The sequence below is a fragment of the Veillonella montpellierensis genome (assembly GCF_947090115.1).
Classification (GTDB): Bacteria; Bacillota; Negativicutes; order Veillonellales; family Veillonellaceae; genus Veillonella; species Veillonella montpellierensis.
Genome location: NZ_CAMUMS010000014.1, coordinates 1 through 17,310 on the forward strand (window position 1 = coordinate 1; position 17,310 = coordinate 17,310).

Consider the following 17,310-nt stretch of genomic DNA (forward strand, 5'->3'; position numbering starts at 1 on the left):
GTGATTTTATCAAACTTAGGTCTACTTTCTATCATTGTTTTATCCTTTCGAAAAGCTTGAATTTACAATCTAAGTGCAACAAAAAATGATTCACCGTTTTCTGGTAAAATTATGTCGACGAAAACCAATCAACCAGGAGGAACGATGAATCATTATTCTCATTTTACACTAAAAGAGCGTGAGTTGCTAAAACATTATATGGACATCGGCTTAAATCAATCTGAAATAGCAACAAAGTTAGGACGCAACAAATCGTCAATTTGTCGTGAGTTAAAGAGAAATTCTTTACAGGGAACATATTTGCCCTGCGATGCACAGGCACTTTATGCCACCAGAAGAAAAGCATGTCGTCCTCATAAGAAGTTAGACGATGCTGTTCTTTTCCAAAAGGTAAAGTCGTTATTCTTAGAGCATCAGTGGTCTCCGGAACAGATCGCTGCTCGCTTAAAATATGAAAAAAGTGTTTATCGCATTAGCTTCACTACAATTTATCGAGCCATTTATTATGGCCTTTTTGACGATCCGAATCTCTCTAGGGGCAACAGAGGATGTATTAGAAAATTAAGACATCGCGGAAAAACAAGGCATAGCAAGTCCTATGAAGAGAGACGCGGTAAAATTCCAATCACTAATCCCATATCCGAGCGACCCGATGCAGCCGAAAAAAGGCAACGCTTAGGCGACTGGGAAGCAAACACAGTGGCAGGTAAGATCGGCAGAGCATGTCTACTCACATTAACAGACAGAAAAAGTCGCTACCTTCTTTGCCGGAAAATTTCAAAGAAGACTGCCCAATGTGTTAAGCAAGCCATGGTTGAACTGCTGAAGGATGAACCCCTTCAAAGCATCACTCCCGATAGAGGGAAAGAATTTTCAAAACATCCCGAAATTTCACAGCAACTTTCTCTCGTAGAATTCTATTTTCCGTTGCCCCATCACCCATGGCAACGAGGTACCAACGAAAATACAAATGGTCTATTAAGAGAATACTTTCCAAAAACGAAAGATATTGACCAATCAGATAGCTATATTGAAGCGAAAATAGAAGAGATCAATCGTCGTCCACGTAAATGCTTAAACTGGAAAACACCTTATGAAGTTTACCATTCAGTAGAGTTGCACTTGACTTGACAATTCAAGATAGAAAAGCTTGTTGACATTTACCATGACGGATACGAAAAATGTGAGTAATCTATCCGAAAATGAACACCTTTTCTGTCGCCAGATTAGAGGGAGCAACACAATCATTATATTATCTATGTCGTTTATGTGAGTTAGTATCTATCCTATTCTCCACGCGTGTAGCATACGCCCCTCTTATAAAGGGCGCGCTTTAATATCTTTTGGTTTTCTCGGATAGTTCATTGGTGTCTTTCTTTGTTTTTCTAGGTACACCACGGCGCGCTTATCCGATATGGTAGGCAATGTGATGGGACGAATTTCTCGTACGGCACCGCCTAACACAGATAGAGCCCTTTGTGATTCTTCTACTTCTTCTTCATAGATAGCCCCTTTTAAAGCGATGCAATAGCCGCCTACTTTCACATAGGGTAAGGTCCATTCTGCCAATATGGGAAGTCGAGCCACTGCACGACTCGTAACCAGATCATAACGTTCACGATGTTCTATTTGATGACTCATATCTTCCGCACGCCCATGCAACGTGGTCACATTTGTAAGATTGAGCATGTCAATGACGTCTTGCAAGAAGCGCAATCGTTTTTGCAGCGAGTCGAAAAGGGTAATCTCTAAGTCACGGCGATAGATGGCGAGAGGAATGCCTGGGAATCCAGCACCCGTTCCCACATCTAACAGACGTGCCCCCTCGAAAAAATAGGCTGGGTCATAACAAGATAGGGAATCGATCATATGCTTAACCACTACTTCATGAGCGTCCGTAATAGCCGTCAAATTCATATGCGCATTGGTCTTGATTAAATACACGTAATAGGTGTAAAAATCTCGTCCTTGTGCATCGGTTAACGGTAATCCGATAGCCTCCATTTGTGCTAACATATCCGCTATAAATACGTCTTGTTCTACTACATAGTCTGATACAGATGCTTTCATAGCCAGTCCTTTCTTCTATCCATCTACTAATTTATACGTTACGCCTATGAACATCAACTACGGTCATCGATCTACAACCATCTAGCAAAGGCTATCTACCTTTCTACTCCTAAACGCATGCCCTACGGTGCGTCTAGCACGTAGTACCATATGGCGATCCTAATGTACGAATAGTATCCTAAAAACGCGTTCTTTCTATCTACATCTAGTAAAAGACAATGCATAGCTTGTATTATCAACATCTATCTACACTATACTGCTGCGCCTTGCTACTAGGTCTACAAATCATCATTACGACCTAAGCACATCGTGTGACTCTTACTGCTTATGGTTGCGATGATACTGTTCCAACTGAATGAGTAGTACAGAAATATCTGCTGGAGATACGCCAGAAATACGGCTTGCCTGTCCAATAGAATGAGGTCTAATTGTTTCTAATTTTTGCTTAGCCTCTAAGGTAATCCCTTTCATAGACCCATAGTCCCAATCGGAAGGAATCACTTTATATTCCAATTTGCGCACCTTTTCCACTTGGTCGAGTTGCTTTTTAATATATCCATCATAGGTAATAGAAATATCAATTTCTTCTTCCACATCCGGTGTAAATCGCTCTATGTGAAAGGCGTCCGCCACCATAGAATAGGAAAGTTCGTTACGTTTCACCAAATCAAAGGCCCGTATCCCCGTTTTAATCGGTGCCGTTTTTAGTTCTTGTAAAATGGCTTGCGTTTCTTTTGATGGAGTAATCGGCGTATCTTTCAACAATTGAATGCCTTTTTCAATGGCCTCTTTCTTACTCTGAAAGCGCTGATACCGCTCATCGCTTACGAGTCCAATGGCGCGCCCTTTTTCTGTTAAACGCATATCTGCATTATCTTGGCGCAACAATAAGCGATACTCGCTGCGACTCGTCATCATGCGATAGGGTTCATTCGTTCCCTTCGTCACTAAATCATCAATCAATACGCCAATGTAGGCTTCGGATCGAGATAGGATAAACGGTTCTTTACCACTCAAGTATAAGGCCGCATTAATACCAGCCATCAATCCTTGTGCCGCCGCTTCTTCATAGCCCGATGTGCCATTGGCTTGTCCCGCAGAATAAAGACCTTTAATCGCTTTCACCGCTAGAGCCGGTGTCAATTGTAAAGGATCTAGGCAATCGTACTCAATGGCATAGGCAGGGCGCATAATTTCTACCGATTCTAAGCCGGGAATCGTCCGCAAGAAAGCATATTGTACATCGATAGGTAGGCTCGTACTCATCCCTTGTACATACATTTCATTCGTATGTTCTCCTTCTGGTTCGATGAATAATTGATGTCTATTTTTATCGGCAAAACGAACCACTTTATCTTCAATGGCTGGACAATAGCGAGGACCAATCCCTTTTATCATGCCACTATACATAGGAGCGCGATGCAAGTTCTCTTTAATAATTTCGTGGGTTTCTTCATTCGTATAAGTTAGCCAACACACTTGGCGGTTTCGATCTTTCCAATCGGACATAAAGGAAAAGGAGTGATAATGAGGGTCCCCTTCTTGGATGGCCATCCGTTCCGTATGCAACGTGCGTCGATCTACGCGCGCCGGTGTACCCGTTTTAAATCGTCGTAAGGCGATGCCATGGCGCTTCAAGGACTCTGAAAGTAGTTCCGCCGATCGTTGCCCATTCGGTCCCCCTGCATAGGATAACTCGCCAGTGATGATACTTCCTTTTAAATAGGTACCGGTACACAAAATCACCGCTCTAGCCTCATAGACTTCGCCTAGTTCTGATACAATCCCTTTCACAGTGCCATCTTCCACCAAGAGTTCATTCACCATGATTTGCTTAATATTGACGCCCTCTGTATTTTCTAGGGTTTCTTTCATCAATCGCTGGTAGGCCCCTTTATCCGACTGAGCGCGCAAGGAATGGACCGCTGGCCCTTTCCCCGTATTTAGCATACGCATTTGCACCGTCGTAGCATCTGCGTTGATCCCCATCTGACCACCTAAGGCATCAATTTCACACACTAAATGACTTTTACCAGGACCGCCAATCGCTGGATTACAGGGCATTAACGCAATATTATCTAAATTTAATGTGGCCATTAAAGTGCGATACCCCATGCGTGCTGCTGCCAATGTAGCTTCACAGCCAGCATGACCGCCACCTATCACAATTACATCATACTTATCTACTGTATACATCTAAACCTTACCTCAATGATTCAATACTCATTCTATACCATAGATCGTTACGCATAGCTCATTTACTACCATCAATCTAGGACATTATTTCCCTAAACAAAATCGTGAAAATAGTTCATCTACTAAGGATTCGCGAATCGTATCGCCCGTAATGTCGCCCAGTGCTTCCCATGCGCCACGAATATCGGTAACCACTAAATCTACAGGCATAGCGCTATCAATGCTTGCCATCGCCTCTAGTAACTGTGACTTAGCCGACTCCATCAATGAAATATGACGCACATTACTTAACACCGCTTGCTGATGATGCGCCACCTGTCCACCATAGACTAATTCTTTCACCCAATGATTGAGTATACGAGTCCCATCACCAGCTTTGGCGCTAATGGTTTCTATCGCCGTATACGTACCAATCTGTTTGATATCATGCGCCGTAACGACTTGCGCCACATCCGATTTATTAATCAACACGATGGTCTGCTTACCCGATACAGATTGTAAAATATCAATTTCCTCTGCCGTAAGCGGTGTGGACCCATCAATGACACATAAAATCATATCCGCTTGTTGCATATAGTCTTTCGCTTTTTGAACGCCCATCGCCTCAATGGTATCTTCCGTATGGCGAAGCCCCGCCGTATCGATGAGTCGAAGCGGAATCCCTTCAACATTCATGTATTCTTCAATACTATCTCTCGTAGTACCTGGAATATCGGTAACGATGGCTCGATTTTCACGGAGCAAGGCGTTTAATAAACTCGACTTGCCCGCATTCGGTCTTCCTACGATGACCGCCATAATGCCATCACGAATTAACCGTCCCGTCTGTGCCGTCGCCAGTAGGTCATCCATATCGTTCATAATCGGCAATAAACCATCCCTGACTTCCTCTAAAGTTACCTCTTCAATATCTTCTTCGGGATAATCGATGGTAACTTCTAATCGTGCAATCATAGCCATTAACTGTTCCCGTACCTCATGTATATAGGTGGATACAGTGCCATCTAGTTGTTGTACCGCTAAGGATAACGAGTCTTCCGTTTTCGCATCAATAATATCAATGATAGCCTCTGCTTGTGTCAAATCGATACGACCATTTAAAAAAGCTCGTTTCGTAAATTCTCCCGGCTCTGCCAAGCGAACCCCATTGACTAGCAATAATTGTAAAATCGATCGTACAGACACCATACCGCCATGGCATTGGATTTCAATGACATCTTCCGCCGTATACGAATGAGGGCCTTTCATTAATAGCAACAACACTTCATCGATGATGTGCCTATCTGGTGTATCAGGGTCGACGATATAGCCATATTGAATTGTTTTATTAGGTCGCTTACGTAAATCCAATGTCCCTTGACTCGAAAATAATCGATTGACGATGGAAAACGCCTCGCTGCCACTTACACGAATAATACCGACACCACCAATACCCGGTGGCGTAGCAATGGCGGCAATCGTATCAGATAGATACATACAATTTCTCCTTATCCTAATTCTCTATGGTCCTATGAACGTATTCCTACACTGGCATACAATCTACATCTATGCATGTACACAGACCTATAACATACTCTAACAGCTCTACCTTTAAGTATAATACACGATGACGGTGTGAGTAAAATAATATCATAAAAATTGGCATGAAACACAGATGTATTTCATGCCAATTTTCTACTACGATTATCGCTTATAGCTAATCACCACATGGCGATATGGTTCTTCACCTTCACTATCAGTCACAATATGTGCATCATTTTGTAATGCCGTATGAATTAATTTTCTTTCAAACGCATTCATCGGTTCCAACGACACTTTTTGTCGTGTTCGTTTCACTTTACTAGCTAACCGCTTAGCCAATACTTGTAACGTTTCTTCACGACGGGACCGATAATTTTCCACATCCACTACAATGTGACAATGACCGTTCACTTCTTTATGGGCTACTAAATTCGTTAAATACTGAATGGCATCTAACGTTTGACCATGTTTACCAATCAAAATTCCCAGTTCTTCACCGTGAATCTGAAAGATAATTTTATCCTGGGTCGTCATCTTTTCAATCATTACCGATAAACCCATTTGTGAAAACATGTCGTCTAAGAATTGTTTCCCCTTCTTAGCAATCATATCTTGCACTTCTTTTGTAAGAACATCGTTCGTATGGTCATCTACTTTAGCGCGTAAAGAACGATCATCGTCTGCTGCCACTTGCTGTGCCTCAGTGGTTTCTACCACGATTTCTTCAGGAGCAGTATCCTCTTCGTTACGAGGTACCACTACATCTTCGCTTTCACTAGTTGTAAAATATAAACGAACTACAGCTGGCTTACGACCAAAGCCTAAAAATCCATTCGATGATTGTGTAACAATTTCACTGTTAACAAATTCACGACCATCTTGATGTAATTGTTCTTTTCCTTGTTCAATCGCATCTTCTACGGTTTTTGCAGATACATCTATAAATTCCATATTAAGCCTCCTTTTTATCATTTCTATAGATAAAGGCTTGTTGTATTAATTGGAAAATGTTAGAAACAACCCAATAAATAACTAATCCACTTGGAAAGCTTAAACTGATATAGCCAATGAATAAAGGCATGAAAATTTGCATGATTTTAGCTTGTGCACCACCAGCAACACCTGCACTAGCGCCACCAGTTTGTTTACTCATAATATACGTAGACACGGCACTTAATACAGGTAGAATATACACAGGATCCGGTTCACCTAAGCTAGGTAACCATAAAAAGCTAATAAAATTAGGATCATATGCATAATCTTTCAATGCCCAATAAATAGCGATTAAAAATGGCATCTGTACAAGTAATGGTAAACACCCCGATAAGGGATTGATCCCCATTTGTTGGTATAGTTTTGCCATTTCTTGTTGCACCCGTTGTGGATCACTTTTATACTTTTCTTGAATTTCTTTCATTTTAGGCTGTAATTCAGCCATGCCCTTCATGGATTTGATTTGTTTAACTGTTAATGGTGCCAAAATTGCTTTAATAACGATAGTTAATAAAATAATGGCGATACCATAACTAGGAAATCCTACTAATTGAGTAAGTTGATAGCACCATGTCACACATTGTGCCATAAAATCAACTAAAATTTGAAATATTGCCAATAGTCTTCTCCTGTATCAAAATATAACATACAGCTATCGTCCTGTGCGTGCCTATAAGGTTATGGTATGGTCTAAATTTCATCCATACAGACACTTCGGTATTTCCAAAACTGTGCATTATGGTAATGGATCATAGCCGCCCTTATGAAAGGGATGACACTTCATAATCCGCTTGATTCCCAAAATGCTACCTTTAACTGGACCATATTTCTGTAATGCTTGTAGGGTATATGTAGAACATGTAGGATAAAATCGACACGTTCTCGGTTTTAATGGTGATATAGCTATCTGATATATACGTACTAACGTAATCAATATGAAATTGATACCTCTACTGATATACGTAATCCATCTATGCACTCGTATCGCCTCTTTTATGATTTCATAAGTTTACTACGCCCTAGCAAATAGAGTATTTCTTTTTCTGCTTGCGCGTATGTAGCTGTACTAAGTTTAGCGCGCCCTACCATCACAATATGATAGCCTTCTCGAATATCATGTTGATGTAGACGATATACTTCTTTTAGTAATCGTCTAGCACGATTACGTTCTACTGCACAACCTACTTTTTTACCCGTTACAAACCCAATTCGCGTTGCTTGTTTAGCCACTGGCATACGATATATAACGCAAAGACGACCGACTTCATAGTTACCATGTTTATATACAAGACGATATTCACTGTTTTTAGTAATCCTACGTTCTTTCCGTAAGCCGTTCATTCTTTCCTTCATATATTCACCATAGAATAGAAAAACTTGGCAGCAGCGCCAAGTTTTTTCTCCTGCCTAAAAGCTATTATATTATGCAGATAATTTTTTTCTGCCTTTTGCACGTCTTCTTTTTAACACGAGACGGCCGCCAATAGTTTTCATACGTTCACGAAAACCATGAGTACGTTTTCTCCAAAGCGTATTTGGTTGATAAGTACGTTTCATTAGTAAAACACCTCCTCGTAATGTTTTATGATTACTTATACCATAACAGTATAAGTATATGGTGTACGCTGGTAAATGTCAATCAAAATCTATAAATTTATAATTCTTAGTTGTCACACATGTGTAACACATTGAGAAGTATTCTGATACAACTTGGTTTAGACTTGTAAATTCAAGAATAGTCTTTGTCATATTATATCTTACTTTACGTTATTTTACTTGTTTGATATATTCCTTTTTACTTATAAAGACGTTTCTGCTATATAAAATATTACCATCTTCCCTATGACGTCTCTCGACGTCATCATTCTGCCACGGTGCGTGAGTACGATTTTATTCTTATTACCTCTGTATATAATTCTTTTATTGCCTTTGAAAAGGCAAAACACACTTTCCTTTTCTGTGTAATTTTCATATTTTACAAATTCATATGTCATTACATAATAAGTCTATATATTTTACAATTTTCTAAATAACTTATCCATATGATAATCATATATACACGATTCATTTATGTATCCACTGCTTACAAATAGGTACATGTCTATTACTACACTTCTAATACATTTTTAATGTATTTATTTTATACATTACGTATAATTCTTTGATTATATTCTACAATGTATTATTATATTTCATTACAGACTTCTAACAATTTATAAAATCTCTCATACTTCTTATTGTCAATAATTAATTATTTATGTATACTTTTAATTGAAAATATTTATCATTATTAATTATTCAACTAATAGAATACATAGAGGAGTCAAAATTATGACTAAATTTTTATATAAGCAACTACTATGTTCATTAACAATAGTTACACCACTGTTAAGTACTGTTTATGCAACAGACACGCAACCTGTTCAATTACATCCCATAAAAGTACGATCTGATTATGTAGAAATTGAACGATTACGTAATACTAAACAAGTTATTGTTTTACGTGATAAAGATTTACAAAATAAAGGTTATCGTACGATATCAGATGCATTAAATGATATAACAAGTATTAACGTGAATACTACAGGAACTGGAGACATTGATATTCGTGGACAAGGTTCAGATCAATCAGTTCGTAATATTCAAGTAATGTTAGATGGTGCTCCCATTACAACAATGGTCAATCATCCAATGAAAACTAATTATGATATTGTTCCTATTGAGCAAGTTGAAAAAATTGAAATTATTCCTGGCGGTGGATCCGTTTTATATGGTTCAGGAAGTGCTGGTGGTGTTATTAATATTACTACTAATTTACGATCTATAAAAAAACCTAAAAATATAATCACTACAGAATTTAATTCGCAGGGCCATAGATTAGGTATTAATGTAGGGAATAAAATAAATAATAATCTAAGTATCCAAGCTGGATATAATAAATTACATAGGAATTTATATTTTAAAAATACGTATCGACATAGCGATTATTATTATACAGGACTTACCTATAAATTTGACAATTCACAAGATATCACTTTTAGATATAGTTTTTTAGATGAAAAAAGTAATTATGTTGGTAGTGTTAATTCAAAAAAATTGAAACAAGAAGGCTATAATTATGTTCCTAAATTACAAAAATTTACATTAGGATTAGATAAAGATGGCCATAAAATAGAAACAGTACGTCCAGATTATTTAAATGGAAATCGAGAATTAACCTCATATAACATGACTTATCATAAGGATATTAATAAAAATTTATATGTTACAGGTGATTTTTTCTATAATACTGGATATTATCGAAATAATGATACTGATTACAGAAAAATGAATCATGATACTAAAGGAGTTAAATTAAAATTTGATTATAATTATGGATTAAAAAATGATTTATTAGTAGGTTTAGATATTTACAGTCAAAAAGCTAATCTTAATTATAATGACTATAAGTCAATAAATTATCAACAAAAAATATATAAAGAAGTTCCTTTAAGCTTTTATTATCATAAAAAGAATTCAGCTATTTATATTTTAAATATTTTAAATAAAAATAAATGGACATTTACTCAAGGAATCAGACGTGATAAAACAGAGTGGACTTATGATAAACATGCTGCTCGTAATGTTTCTGGTAATGACACTGACAATAGATGGAATACAGCTAGTGAATTATCTATAGCCTATAATTATAATAAAACTGGTAATATATATGCTCGTTTTGAAAAAGGATTTACAAGTCCTGATGGATTACAAATTACTGATCAAATAAAAGTTAATGGTATAAATCAATATGTAGCCACTAGTGCAGAAGATGAAAAATTTAATTTATACGAACTAGGGTGGCGTGACAACATAGGAATTTCATCGATTAATGTTACATTATTTTCATCCTACACTAATAATCAAATGAATAGATTTTATACATTAGATGACTACGGTCTATCAATGTTAACAAAAAATTTATTAAAAACTTCTCGTAAAGGTTTTGATATTTCATTAGGACAATATTTTGGTAAATGGACATTAAAAGAAAATTATACTTACTTAAAAGGATTTAGTGAATATAACGAAACAGGTAAAAAGTTTATACAAGAACATCCTGATACAGAAATTGATTATACACGAAGTGGATTACAAAAAGTTCCAAAACATAAATTATCAATTCATGCAGAATATAAAGTTAATGATAAATTAACTACTGGACTAAAATATACATATATAGGATCTTATAATAATTTCTTAAGTGACTCTAAAAAAGAAGAAGATGGTATTGTTGGATCACATTCTATTATTGATTTGAATCTTGATTATAAATATAAGACTTTAAATATATATGGTGGTATAACAAATCTATTAAATACTGAATATTATGAATACGCTAGCGAAGGTGTATATACCGTAATACCTGGATTTAAACGATCTTATTTTATAGGATGTAAATATAATTTTTAATGTTCTATAACTCCATAATATATATATTATTAAGTATAAAGCGAATCTTTACTATATTTTATAAAGATTCGCTTTTTTTAATTATTCAAATAAAACATATTAAATTGATAGTAAAAATTATTATACTTTACACAACCACAGGATATACTCATTATTTTCACAGATTATACACAAGTTATACACATGGTGTAATAGTTTCACTAAGACTTGAATTTTACTAAACTTTCGGGTATATTTTTATATAGAAATTATGATTTATCCACAATCAACCTATACACCTATCCACATATATGTTATAGAAAGGAATTATGTATGGCCAATCAGGATTTAGGATCTATTTGGGAAAAAATATTAACTATTACCAAACAAACTATGAACCCAGAATTATGGGAAACATCGATTCATACGGGACTGTTACCCGTTTCATTAACCGACACCACCCTTACTGTAGGTGTGATTCAAAATTATTTAAAACCTTTTATAGAAAAAAACAAACCGATTTACAACAAATTACAAGAAGCTACCAACGAAGCATGCGGTATGGTTGTCAATATTTCCATTATTTCTTTTCAAAGCCCTGAGCAATCAGAAGAAGCGACATCCCCATCGCCCGTACCACCTACGAAAGACACGAATGAACCACTACCGCCTATGTCTGACGATGCTACCTCGTATCAACAAAATATAGCTCCATCACAACCAACGGTTTCACAAACACCAACTGTATCAATACCACCAACAACTACGGTAGAGCAAATTCAAAATAATTCGCAGTCACTCTATGATGATCCCGTTTATATTGATCCACACCCTAGTGATCATCAAAGTGCGTTTCAATTGTTTCCCGATGAAAAACCATTTGTCATGCCCGTCGATACAGCACCAACGGAACCAGCACCTACTCCAAGCACCAACAAAATTATCGACCTAACGGAATCGAATTTAAATCCTGCTTTTACCTTTGAAAGCTTTATTAATGGTAATTCAAATCGTGTAGCCTATGCGTCAGCACAATATGTGGGCGAACAACCTGGCGAACGGTACAATCCATTATTTATTTATGGCCAATCGGGACTTGGTAAAACGCATTTAATGCATGCTATTGGCAATCGAATTATGGAAACGAAACCACATTTAAAGGTCATGTGTATTACGAGTGAAAATTTTACCAATATATTTATTAATTCTTTAAAAGATAAGCAAAATGAAAGTTTTAGAAACACCTTTCGCAATATTGATGTACTCCTCGTTGATGATATCCAATTTTTACAAAACAAAGAAAGTACACAAGAAGAATTTTTCCACACCTTTAATGCTCTGTTAGATAGTCCCAATAAGAAACAAATTGTCCTCACCAGCGATATTTTGCCGAAAGATATGGTGAAAATGGAAAATCGCTTACGGTCACGCTTTGAAGCTGCTATGATTGTTACCATTGAACAACCGGACTTTGAAACACGAACAGCCATTTTGAGGGCCAACATCGATAAAGAACGAGTAAAAGCGCCAGACTTGCAAATTGATCAAAAAGTCATTACCTTTATTGCCGAACAATTTAATGAAAATGTTCGTAAATTACAAGGTGCTTTTAATCGATTAATTGGTGCTGCATCGTTAGAGGGAAAATTAAACCATATCGATATGGACTATGCATTGCGTGTATTGGCAGATTTAATCAAAAATAAACCGGTTCACTTAGTCACCATCGAGTTTATCCAAGATTTTATTGCTGATTATTTTAAAATCAAGAAATCCGATTTATTAAGTAAAAAAAGAAATGTACAATATGTATTTCCTCGACAAATTGCCATGTATCTATGTCGTGAGTTAATTAATGAAAGTTATCCGCAAATTGCGAGTGCTTTTGGTAAAAAAGATCACACCACCATATTACATGCATACGAAAAGATTTGTCGTGAAATCGATCGAAACGATAGAAATAACAATACACGCCGTATGATTGATGAAATACGTGAAAAAATAAATAGTTGTTCATAGCATGGTGGATAAGTTGTGGATAATTGTGTATAACTCAGCAATAATCAAACTATACGAGGATATGTGGATAACTATGTAGCACATATACACATAGATACGCCTATCCACAAATCCACATGTCATCACACCTAGAGAAACTTATTCACTTATCAACAACCCCTATTACTAAAACTACTATTTTTATCTATCAACCAAAAAAGGTAATAGATTCATAACTTATATCGTTATTACTAAAAAAGGACTTATCATGAATATATTATTTCCTAAAGAAAATTTACAAAAAGCTATCAATGTATTACAAAAAGTATCTCAAAATAAAACAAATTCTAATGTACCAGGTGCCATTTATATTACAACAAAACAAAATCAAGTAGAATTACAAGGCAATGATTTTGAATTAGGTATAAAAATTACCATCGATGCCACAATTATTGAACCAGGTACATTGGTTGTAGGATCGCGCTACTTTCAAGAATTAATCAGAAAGTTACCAAGTGATACAATTCAATTACAACAACAAGAAGGGACTAATACATTAAAAATAACAGCAGCTTCATCTGATTTTAGTTTAGTTACCTTACATCAAAATGATTTTTCTCTAGTAGAACAAATTCACGATGAACATCATATCGACATTGATTCTATGGATTTAAAGGAATTAATCACCTTAACCAATTATGCAGCAGCTACGGATGATGATCGTCCTGTATTTTCTGGGGCCTTACTAGAAATTAACAATAATGAAATTACAATGGTTGCTACCGATACGCATAGAATGGCTGTGAAAAAAATAACAATTCCTGAATCGGCAGCCACATCGACTCGTTTTATTATTCCTACAAAAACCTTAGCCGAAGTATCACGCTTATTACCAGTAGATGCACCATCCATCATTCGTATTATATGGAATCGTACGCAAATTGTATTTTTGTTCGATTCTATCTATATTATTTCACGCTTAATTGAAGGAACCTATCCAGATTACACAAAAGTTATTCCCGCGCAATTTGATTCGAGCGCCATCGTAAACCGTCGAGAATTTGCAGGCGCTGTAGATCGCGTTTCTTTATTAGCTAAAGATATTAGTTATAATGTAATTCGCTATGATTGGCATGAACAACATGTGATTTTATCGAGTCAAAACTCGGAAGTGGGAATGGCGAAGGAAGAAGTACCATGTGAATTTAAGGGAAAACCATTTACCATTTCTTTCAATGGCCGTTATATTAGTGATATTCTTCGCCATAGTACAGGGGAATTAATTCATTTGTATTTAAAAGAAAATGGTCCTGTAGTCATCCGCCAAGATAATAATAGCAATTATACCTATGTGGTAACACCAGTACGAACTAATTAATAGCAATCAGTTATACACATAACCACGTGGATAGTGATAGATTCCAGTATGGTTATATTAAAGTTTTTTATAGATATTATCATTGATATACTAATAAATATACAGAAAATATTCACAATTGCCCTTGTATAATGGACATATATAGAATGATAGGGAAAGATATAGGAACAAACTATGACACAATGTATTACAACACGGATCCACACAGAATACATTCAACTCGATCAATTACTTAAATTAGAAGGTATTATTGGAACAGGTGGACAAATTAAGGAATTATTAGAGGCGCAAGCTATTTTGGTTAATCATGTACGGTGCCAGGAAAAACGAAAAAAAATTAGACCTCATGACGTGGTAGAGGTAGTTGATGTGGCAACGATTACAGTTGTGAGTGAGGAAGTATAGTGCATATTACATCGCTTCAATTATTTCAGTTTAGAAATTATAAGCACTATCAGTGTGAATTGAATCCAGATAGCATTGTTTTATATGGTGCCAATGGGGTAGGAAAAACGAATATATTAGAAGCCATCTATGTGGGAACAATTGGTAAAAGTCATCGTACGAATGATACGTCTGATTTATTGATGGTTCCTATGGATCAGGCAAGTATTATTATTAGTTTTGAAAAAAAAGATACCTTGCATACGTTGCACATTAAATTATATAAACAAGGAAGCAAAGAGATTCTTTTAAATAACACTAAGATTACGCAAAAAGAATTATTGGGAACGTTACATACGGTTATTTTTTCTCCAGAAGATTTACAGTTAATTAAAGCAAGCCCTTCAGGACGACGACGTTTTATCGATTTGGAATTATCACAAACGAGTTCGACTTATTATCATAAGCTATTACAATACAATCGCGTGTTACAACAACGCAATTATGTGTTGAAACAGGGGAAAGGAAAAACTAAAATATCCTTAGAGGAATGGGACGAACAATTGGCTGATTTGGGGAGCTTTTTAATACAGAAGCGATTAGAGAGTTTAAAAAAAATTAATTTACTCATTGATTTAATGAATCGTAAATTAACGGATGGATTAGAAAATCTAACGCTCTATTACAAGCAACCGTATATGACGGATAATACGTTAGTCACCACGAAAGAGGAATTATTAGCGCTATTACAAGAAAATCGGGAGATAGATCAAAAGCGTTTACAAACTACTATAGGACCTCATCGTGATGATATATGTTTTTTTTCAGGTGCTAAGGATTTAAAAAAATTTGGATCTCAAGGGCAACAACGAACGGCTATTTTATCGTTGAAACTTAGCGAATTAGAATTTATAAAATCAGAAGTTGGGGAATATCCCATTTTGTTATTAGATGATGTACTCAGTGAATTAGATGAAGCGCGGCGATCTAATCTAATCAAATTTATTCATCGACGGATACAAACGGTAATAACAACTACGGATATTACGGACTTTCAACAACTAGGAAATGTACAGTACATTGCGTGTGGAGGTGAAGAGGATGGAGGAGATAGAACATAAGAGGCGCCGTAGGCAGCATAATCAGTTCGAATCGGTGGATACTTGTTTACCTCGCACCTTAGATGAAGAGTTTCATATGGTGCAACCATTTCGATTGCATAGTCTTATACATCATTGGCAATCGGTTGTGGGACCTACCATAGCAGCACATACGAAGGTACTTGCTATCGAGCCGCCTAAGATTGTGATTTGTGCCTATACATCTGCGTGGATGCAACAATTACAAATGCAGCAAAGACAGTTGTTACGGTGTATTAATGAGTATTATAAAGAATCGGTAATTACTACCATACAACTCACTATGTATCGCCATAGTTTTGTAAAAGAAACAGCCACGCCAAGTGATATTGATTTGCCACATATACCGACGGGGCGGATTAATTTTTCTAAACTTACAATACCAGATGCATCAGTCGAACGAATTGATCGCATTTGTGCGTTGACGGATAACAAACGGTTGCAAGCGATTACGAAAAAGATTCAAATTGAGCAAGAAAAAAAGAACCACTATTTACAAAAACAGGGCTATGTACGATGTCCTAACTGTGGTAATTGGATGCATAGTGATCACAAGATATGTGCCAATTGTAAATCGAAACACGATAGATATCGCATTAGTGCGATTAAATCTGCCTTACAAGAAAGGCCGTATATGAAATATGATGAAATTATTAACTATGGTCAATGCACATTGGACGAGTTTAATAGAGCTCGTTCAGAATTATTATATTTCTATTTGGATCGTATTTATCATGGATCCGTAAGTAGACAGGATATGTATATGACGGCCATGTTATTGACGTTTAAACGACCAGAGGAATTAACGGATGACCATGTGATTAATTTGTGCCATAAACGACGTTCTAACTACTTATCAGATGAGCAGCTAGAACGGTTACGTCAGGCCGGCGTATATCGTGAGAAAGAGGATATATAATGTATATGCATATAGGAAATGACATAGCTGTAGCCGCATGTGATATTATTGCCATACTTCGTGTAGAGGATTTGATGGATAAGAGAGAACCTCTCCTAGGGTATGGGATACCAGAAGAAGAGTATATTCATGCTAGTCGAGAGGAACCGATAAAAACGTATATTGTCACGACTACGGCGGTCTATACATCACCGGTTACTGTACAAACACTGATGAGTCGACTCGATGAATTTAATGGTATAATTTCTATGCAATCTATTGTATAATTAAAGTTAGACGAT

Annotated in this window: 16 protein-coding genes; 8 read left to right on the top strand and 8 right to left on the bottom strand. The window is 36.3% G+C overall.

What is annotated here, in order from left to right:
• Positions 1–144: 144 nt before the first annotated feature.
• Positions 145–1,131 (top strand): IS30 family transposase, encoded by a 987-nt coding sequence (locus P6940_RS07370; protein ID WP_028258030.1) that lies wholly within the window; start codon positions 145–147, stop codon positions 1,129–1,131.
• Positions 1,132–1,317: 186 nt separating this feature from the next.
• Here the strand turns inward: P6940_RS07370 and rsmG are convergent, their stop codons facing one another.
• From rsmG to rpmH, 8 genes are all read right to left on the bottom strand, one after another.
• The gene (gene rsmG / locus P6940_RS07375) at positions 1,318–2,070 is read right to left on the bottom strand and encodes a 16S rRNA (guanine(527)-N(7))-methyltransferase RsmG (RefSeq protein WP_277293648.1); all 753 of its coding nucleotides are present in this window, start codon (positions 2,068–2,070) and stop codon (positions 1,318–1,320) included.
• A gap of 318 nt (positions 2,071–2,388) precedes the next feature.
• The gene (gene mnmG / locus P6940_RS07380; protein WP_277293649.1) at positions 2,389–4,266 is read right to left on the bottom strand and encodes a tRNA uridine-5-carboxymethylaminomethyl(34) synthesis enzyme MnmG; all 1,878 of its coding nucleotides are present in this window, start codon (positions 4,264–4,266) and stop codon (positions 2,389–2,391) included.
• A gap of 84 nt (positions 4,267–4,350) precedes the next feature.
• Positions 4,351–5,742, bottom strand: coding sequence for a tRNA uridine-5-carboxymethylaminomethyl(34) synthesis GTPase MnmE (gene mnmE, locus P6940_RS07385; protein ID WP_277293650.1), 1,392 nt, complete (start codon positions 5,740–5,742; stop codon positions 4,351–4,353).
• A 207-nt stretch (positions 5,743–5,949) separates the two neighbouring features.
• Complete coding sequence (jag, locus tag P6940_RS07390) at positions 5,950–6,738, bottom strand: RNA-binding cell elongation regulator Jag/EloR (RefSeq protein ID WP_038153049.1); 789 nt, start codon at positions 6,736–6,738, stop codon at positions 5,950–5,952.
• A 1-nt stretch (position 6,739) separates the two neighbouring features.
• Positions 6,740–7,369, bottom strand: a complete 630-nt coding sequence (locus P6940_RS07395) for a YidC/Oxa1 family membrane protein insertase (RefSeq protein WP_277293672.1) — start codon at positions 7,367–7,369, stop codon at positions 6,740–6,742.
• A 147-nt stretch (positions 7,370–7,516) separates the two neighbouring features.
• Entirely contained in the window at positions 7,517–7,726 is a 210-nt protein-coding gene (gene yidD / locus P6940_RS07400; RefSeq protein ID WP_028258036.1) for a membrane protein insertion efficiency factor YidD, read from the bottom strand.
• A gap of 47 nt (positions 7,727–7,773) precedes the next feature.
• Positions 7,774–8,121, bottom strand: coding sequence for a ribonuclease P protein component (rnpA, locus tag P6940_RS07405; protein ID WP_028258037.1), 348 nt, complete (start codon positions 8,119–8,121; stop codon positions 7,774–7,776).
• A gap of 81 nt (positions 8,122–8,202) precedes the next feature.
• On the bottom strand, positions 8,203–8,337 hold the full coding sequence (gene rpmH, locus P6940_RS07410; RefSeq protein WP_006555255.1) for a 50S ribosomal protein L34: 135 nt from the start codon (positions 8,335–8,337) through the stop codon (positions 8,203–8,205).
• Between the two features lie 774 nt (positions 8,338–9,111).
• Here rpmH and P6940_RS07415 point away from each other — a divergent pair.
• From P6940_RS07415 to P6940_RS07445, 7 genes are all read left to right on the top strand, one after another.
• The gene (locus P6940_RS07415; protein WP_277293651.1) at positions 9,112–11,232 is read left to right on the top strand and encodes a TonB-dependent receptor; all 2,121 of its coding nucleotides are present in this window, start codon (positions 9,112–9,114) and stop codon (positions 11,230–11,232) included.
• A 312-nt stretch (positions 11,233–11,544) separates the two neighbouring features.
• Positions 11,545–13,230 carry a chromosomal replication initiator protein DnaA gene (gene dnaA, locus P6940_RS07420; protein ID WP_277293652.1) on the top strand — a complete coding sequence of 562 codons (1,686 nt, stop codon included), beginning with the start codon at positions 11,545–11,547 and terminating at the stop codon, positions 13,228–13,230.
• 247 nt (positions 13,231–13,477) lie between these two features.
• Positions 13,478–14,587, top strand: coding sequence for a DNA polymerase III subunit beta (gene dnaN / locus P6940_RS07425; RefSeq protein ID WP_277293653.1), 1,110 nt, complete (start codon positions 13,478–13,480; stop codon positions 14,585–14,587).
• A gap of 174 nt (positions 14,588–14,761) precedes the next feature.
• A complete protein-coding gene (locus P6940_RS07430) occupies positions 14,762–14,992 on the top strand; it encodes an RNA-binding S4 domain-containing protein (protein WP_028257876.1) in 231 nt (76 codons plus the stop codon).
• Complete coding sequence (gene recF / locus P6940_RS07435) at positions 14,992–16,092, top strand: DNA replication/repair protein RecF (RefSeq protein ID WP_277293654.1); 1,101 nt, start codon at positions 14,992–14,994, stop codon at positions 16,090–16,092. The genes P6940_RS07430 and recF overlap by 1 nt, the downstream gene beginning before the upstream one ends.
• Entirely contained in the window at positions 16,073–17,029 is a 957-nt protein-coding gene (locus P6940_RS07440; RefSeq protein ID WP_277293655.1) for a DUF721 domain-containing protein, read from the top strand. The genes recF and P6940_RS07440 overlap by 20 nt, the downstream gene beginning before the upstream one ends.
• A 5-nt stretch (positions 17,030–17,034) precedes the next feature.
• Positions 17,035–17,295, top strand: a complete 261-nt coding sequence (locus tag P6940_RS07445) for an extracellular matrix/biofilm biosynthesis regulator RemA family protein (RefSeq protein ID WP_277293656.1) — start codon at positions 17,035–17,037, stop codon at positions 17,293–17,295.
• Positions 17,296–17,310 lie beyond the last annotated feature (15 nt).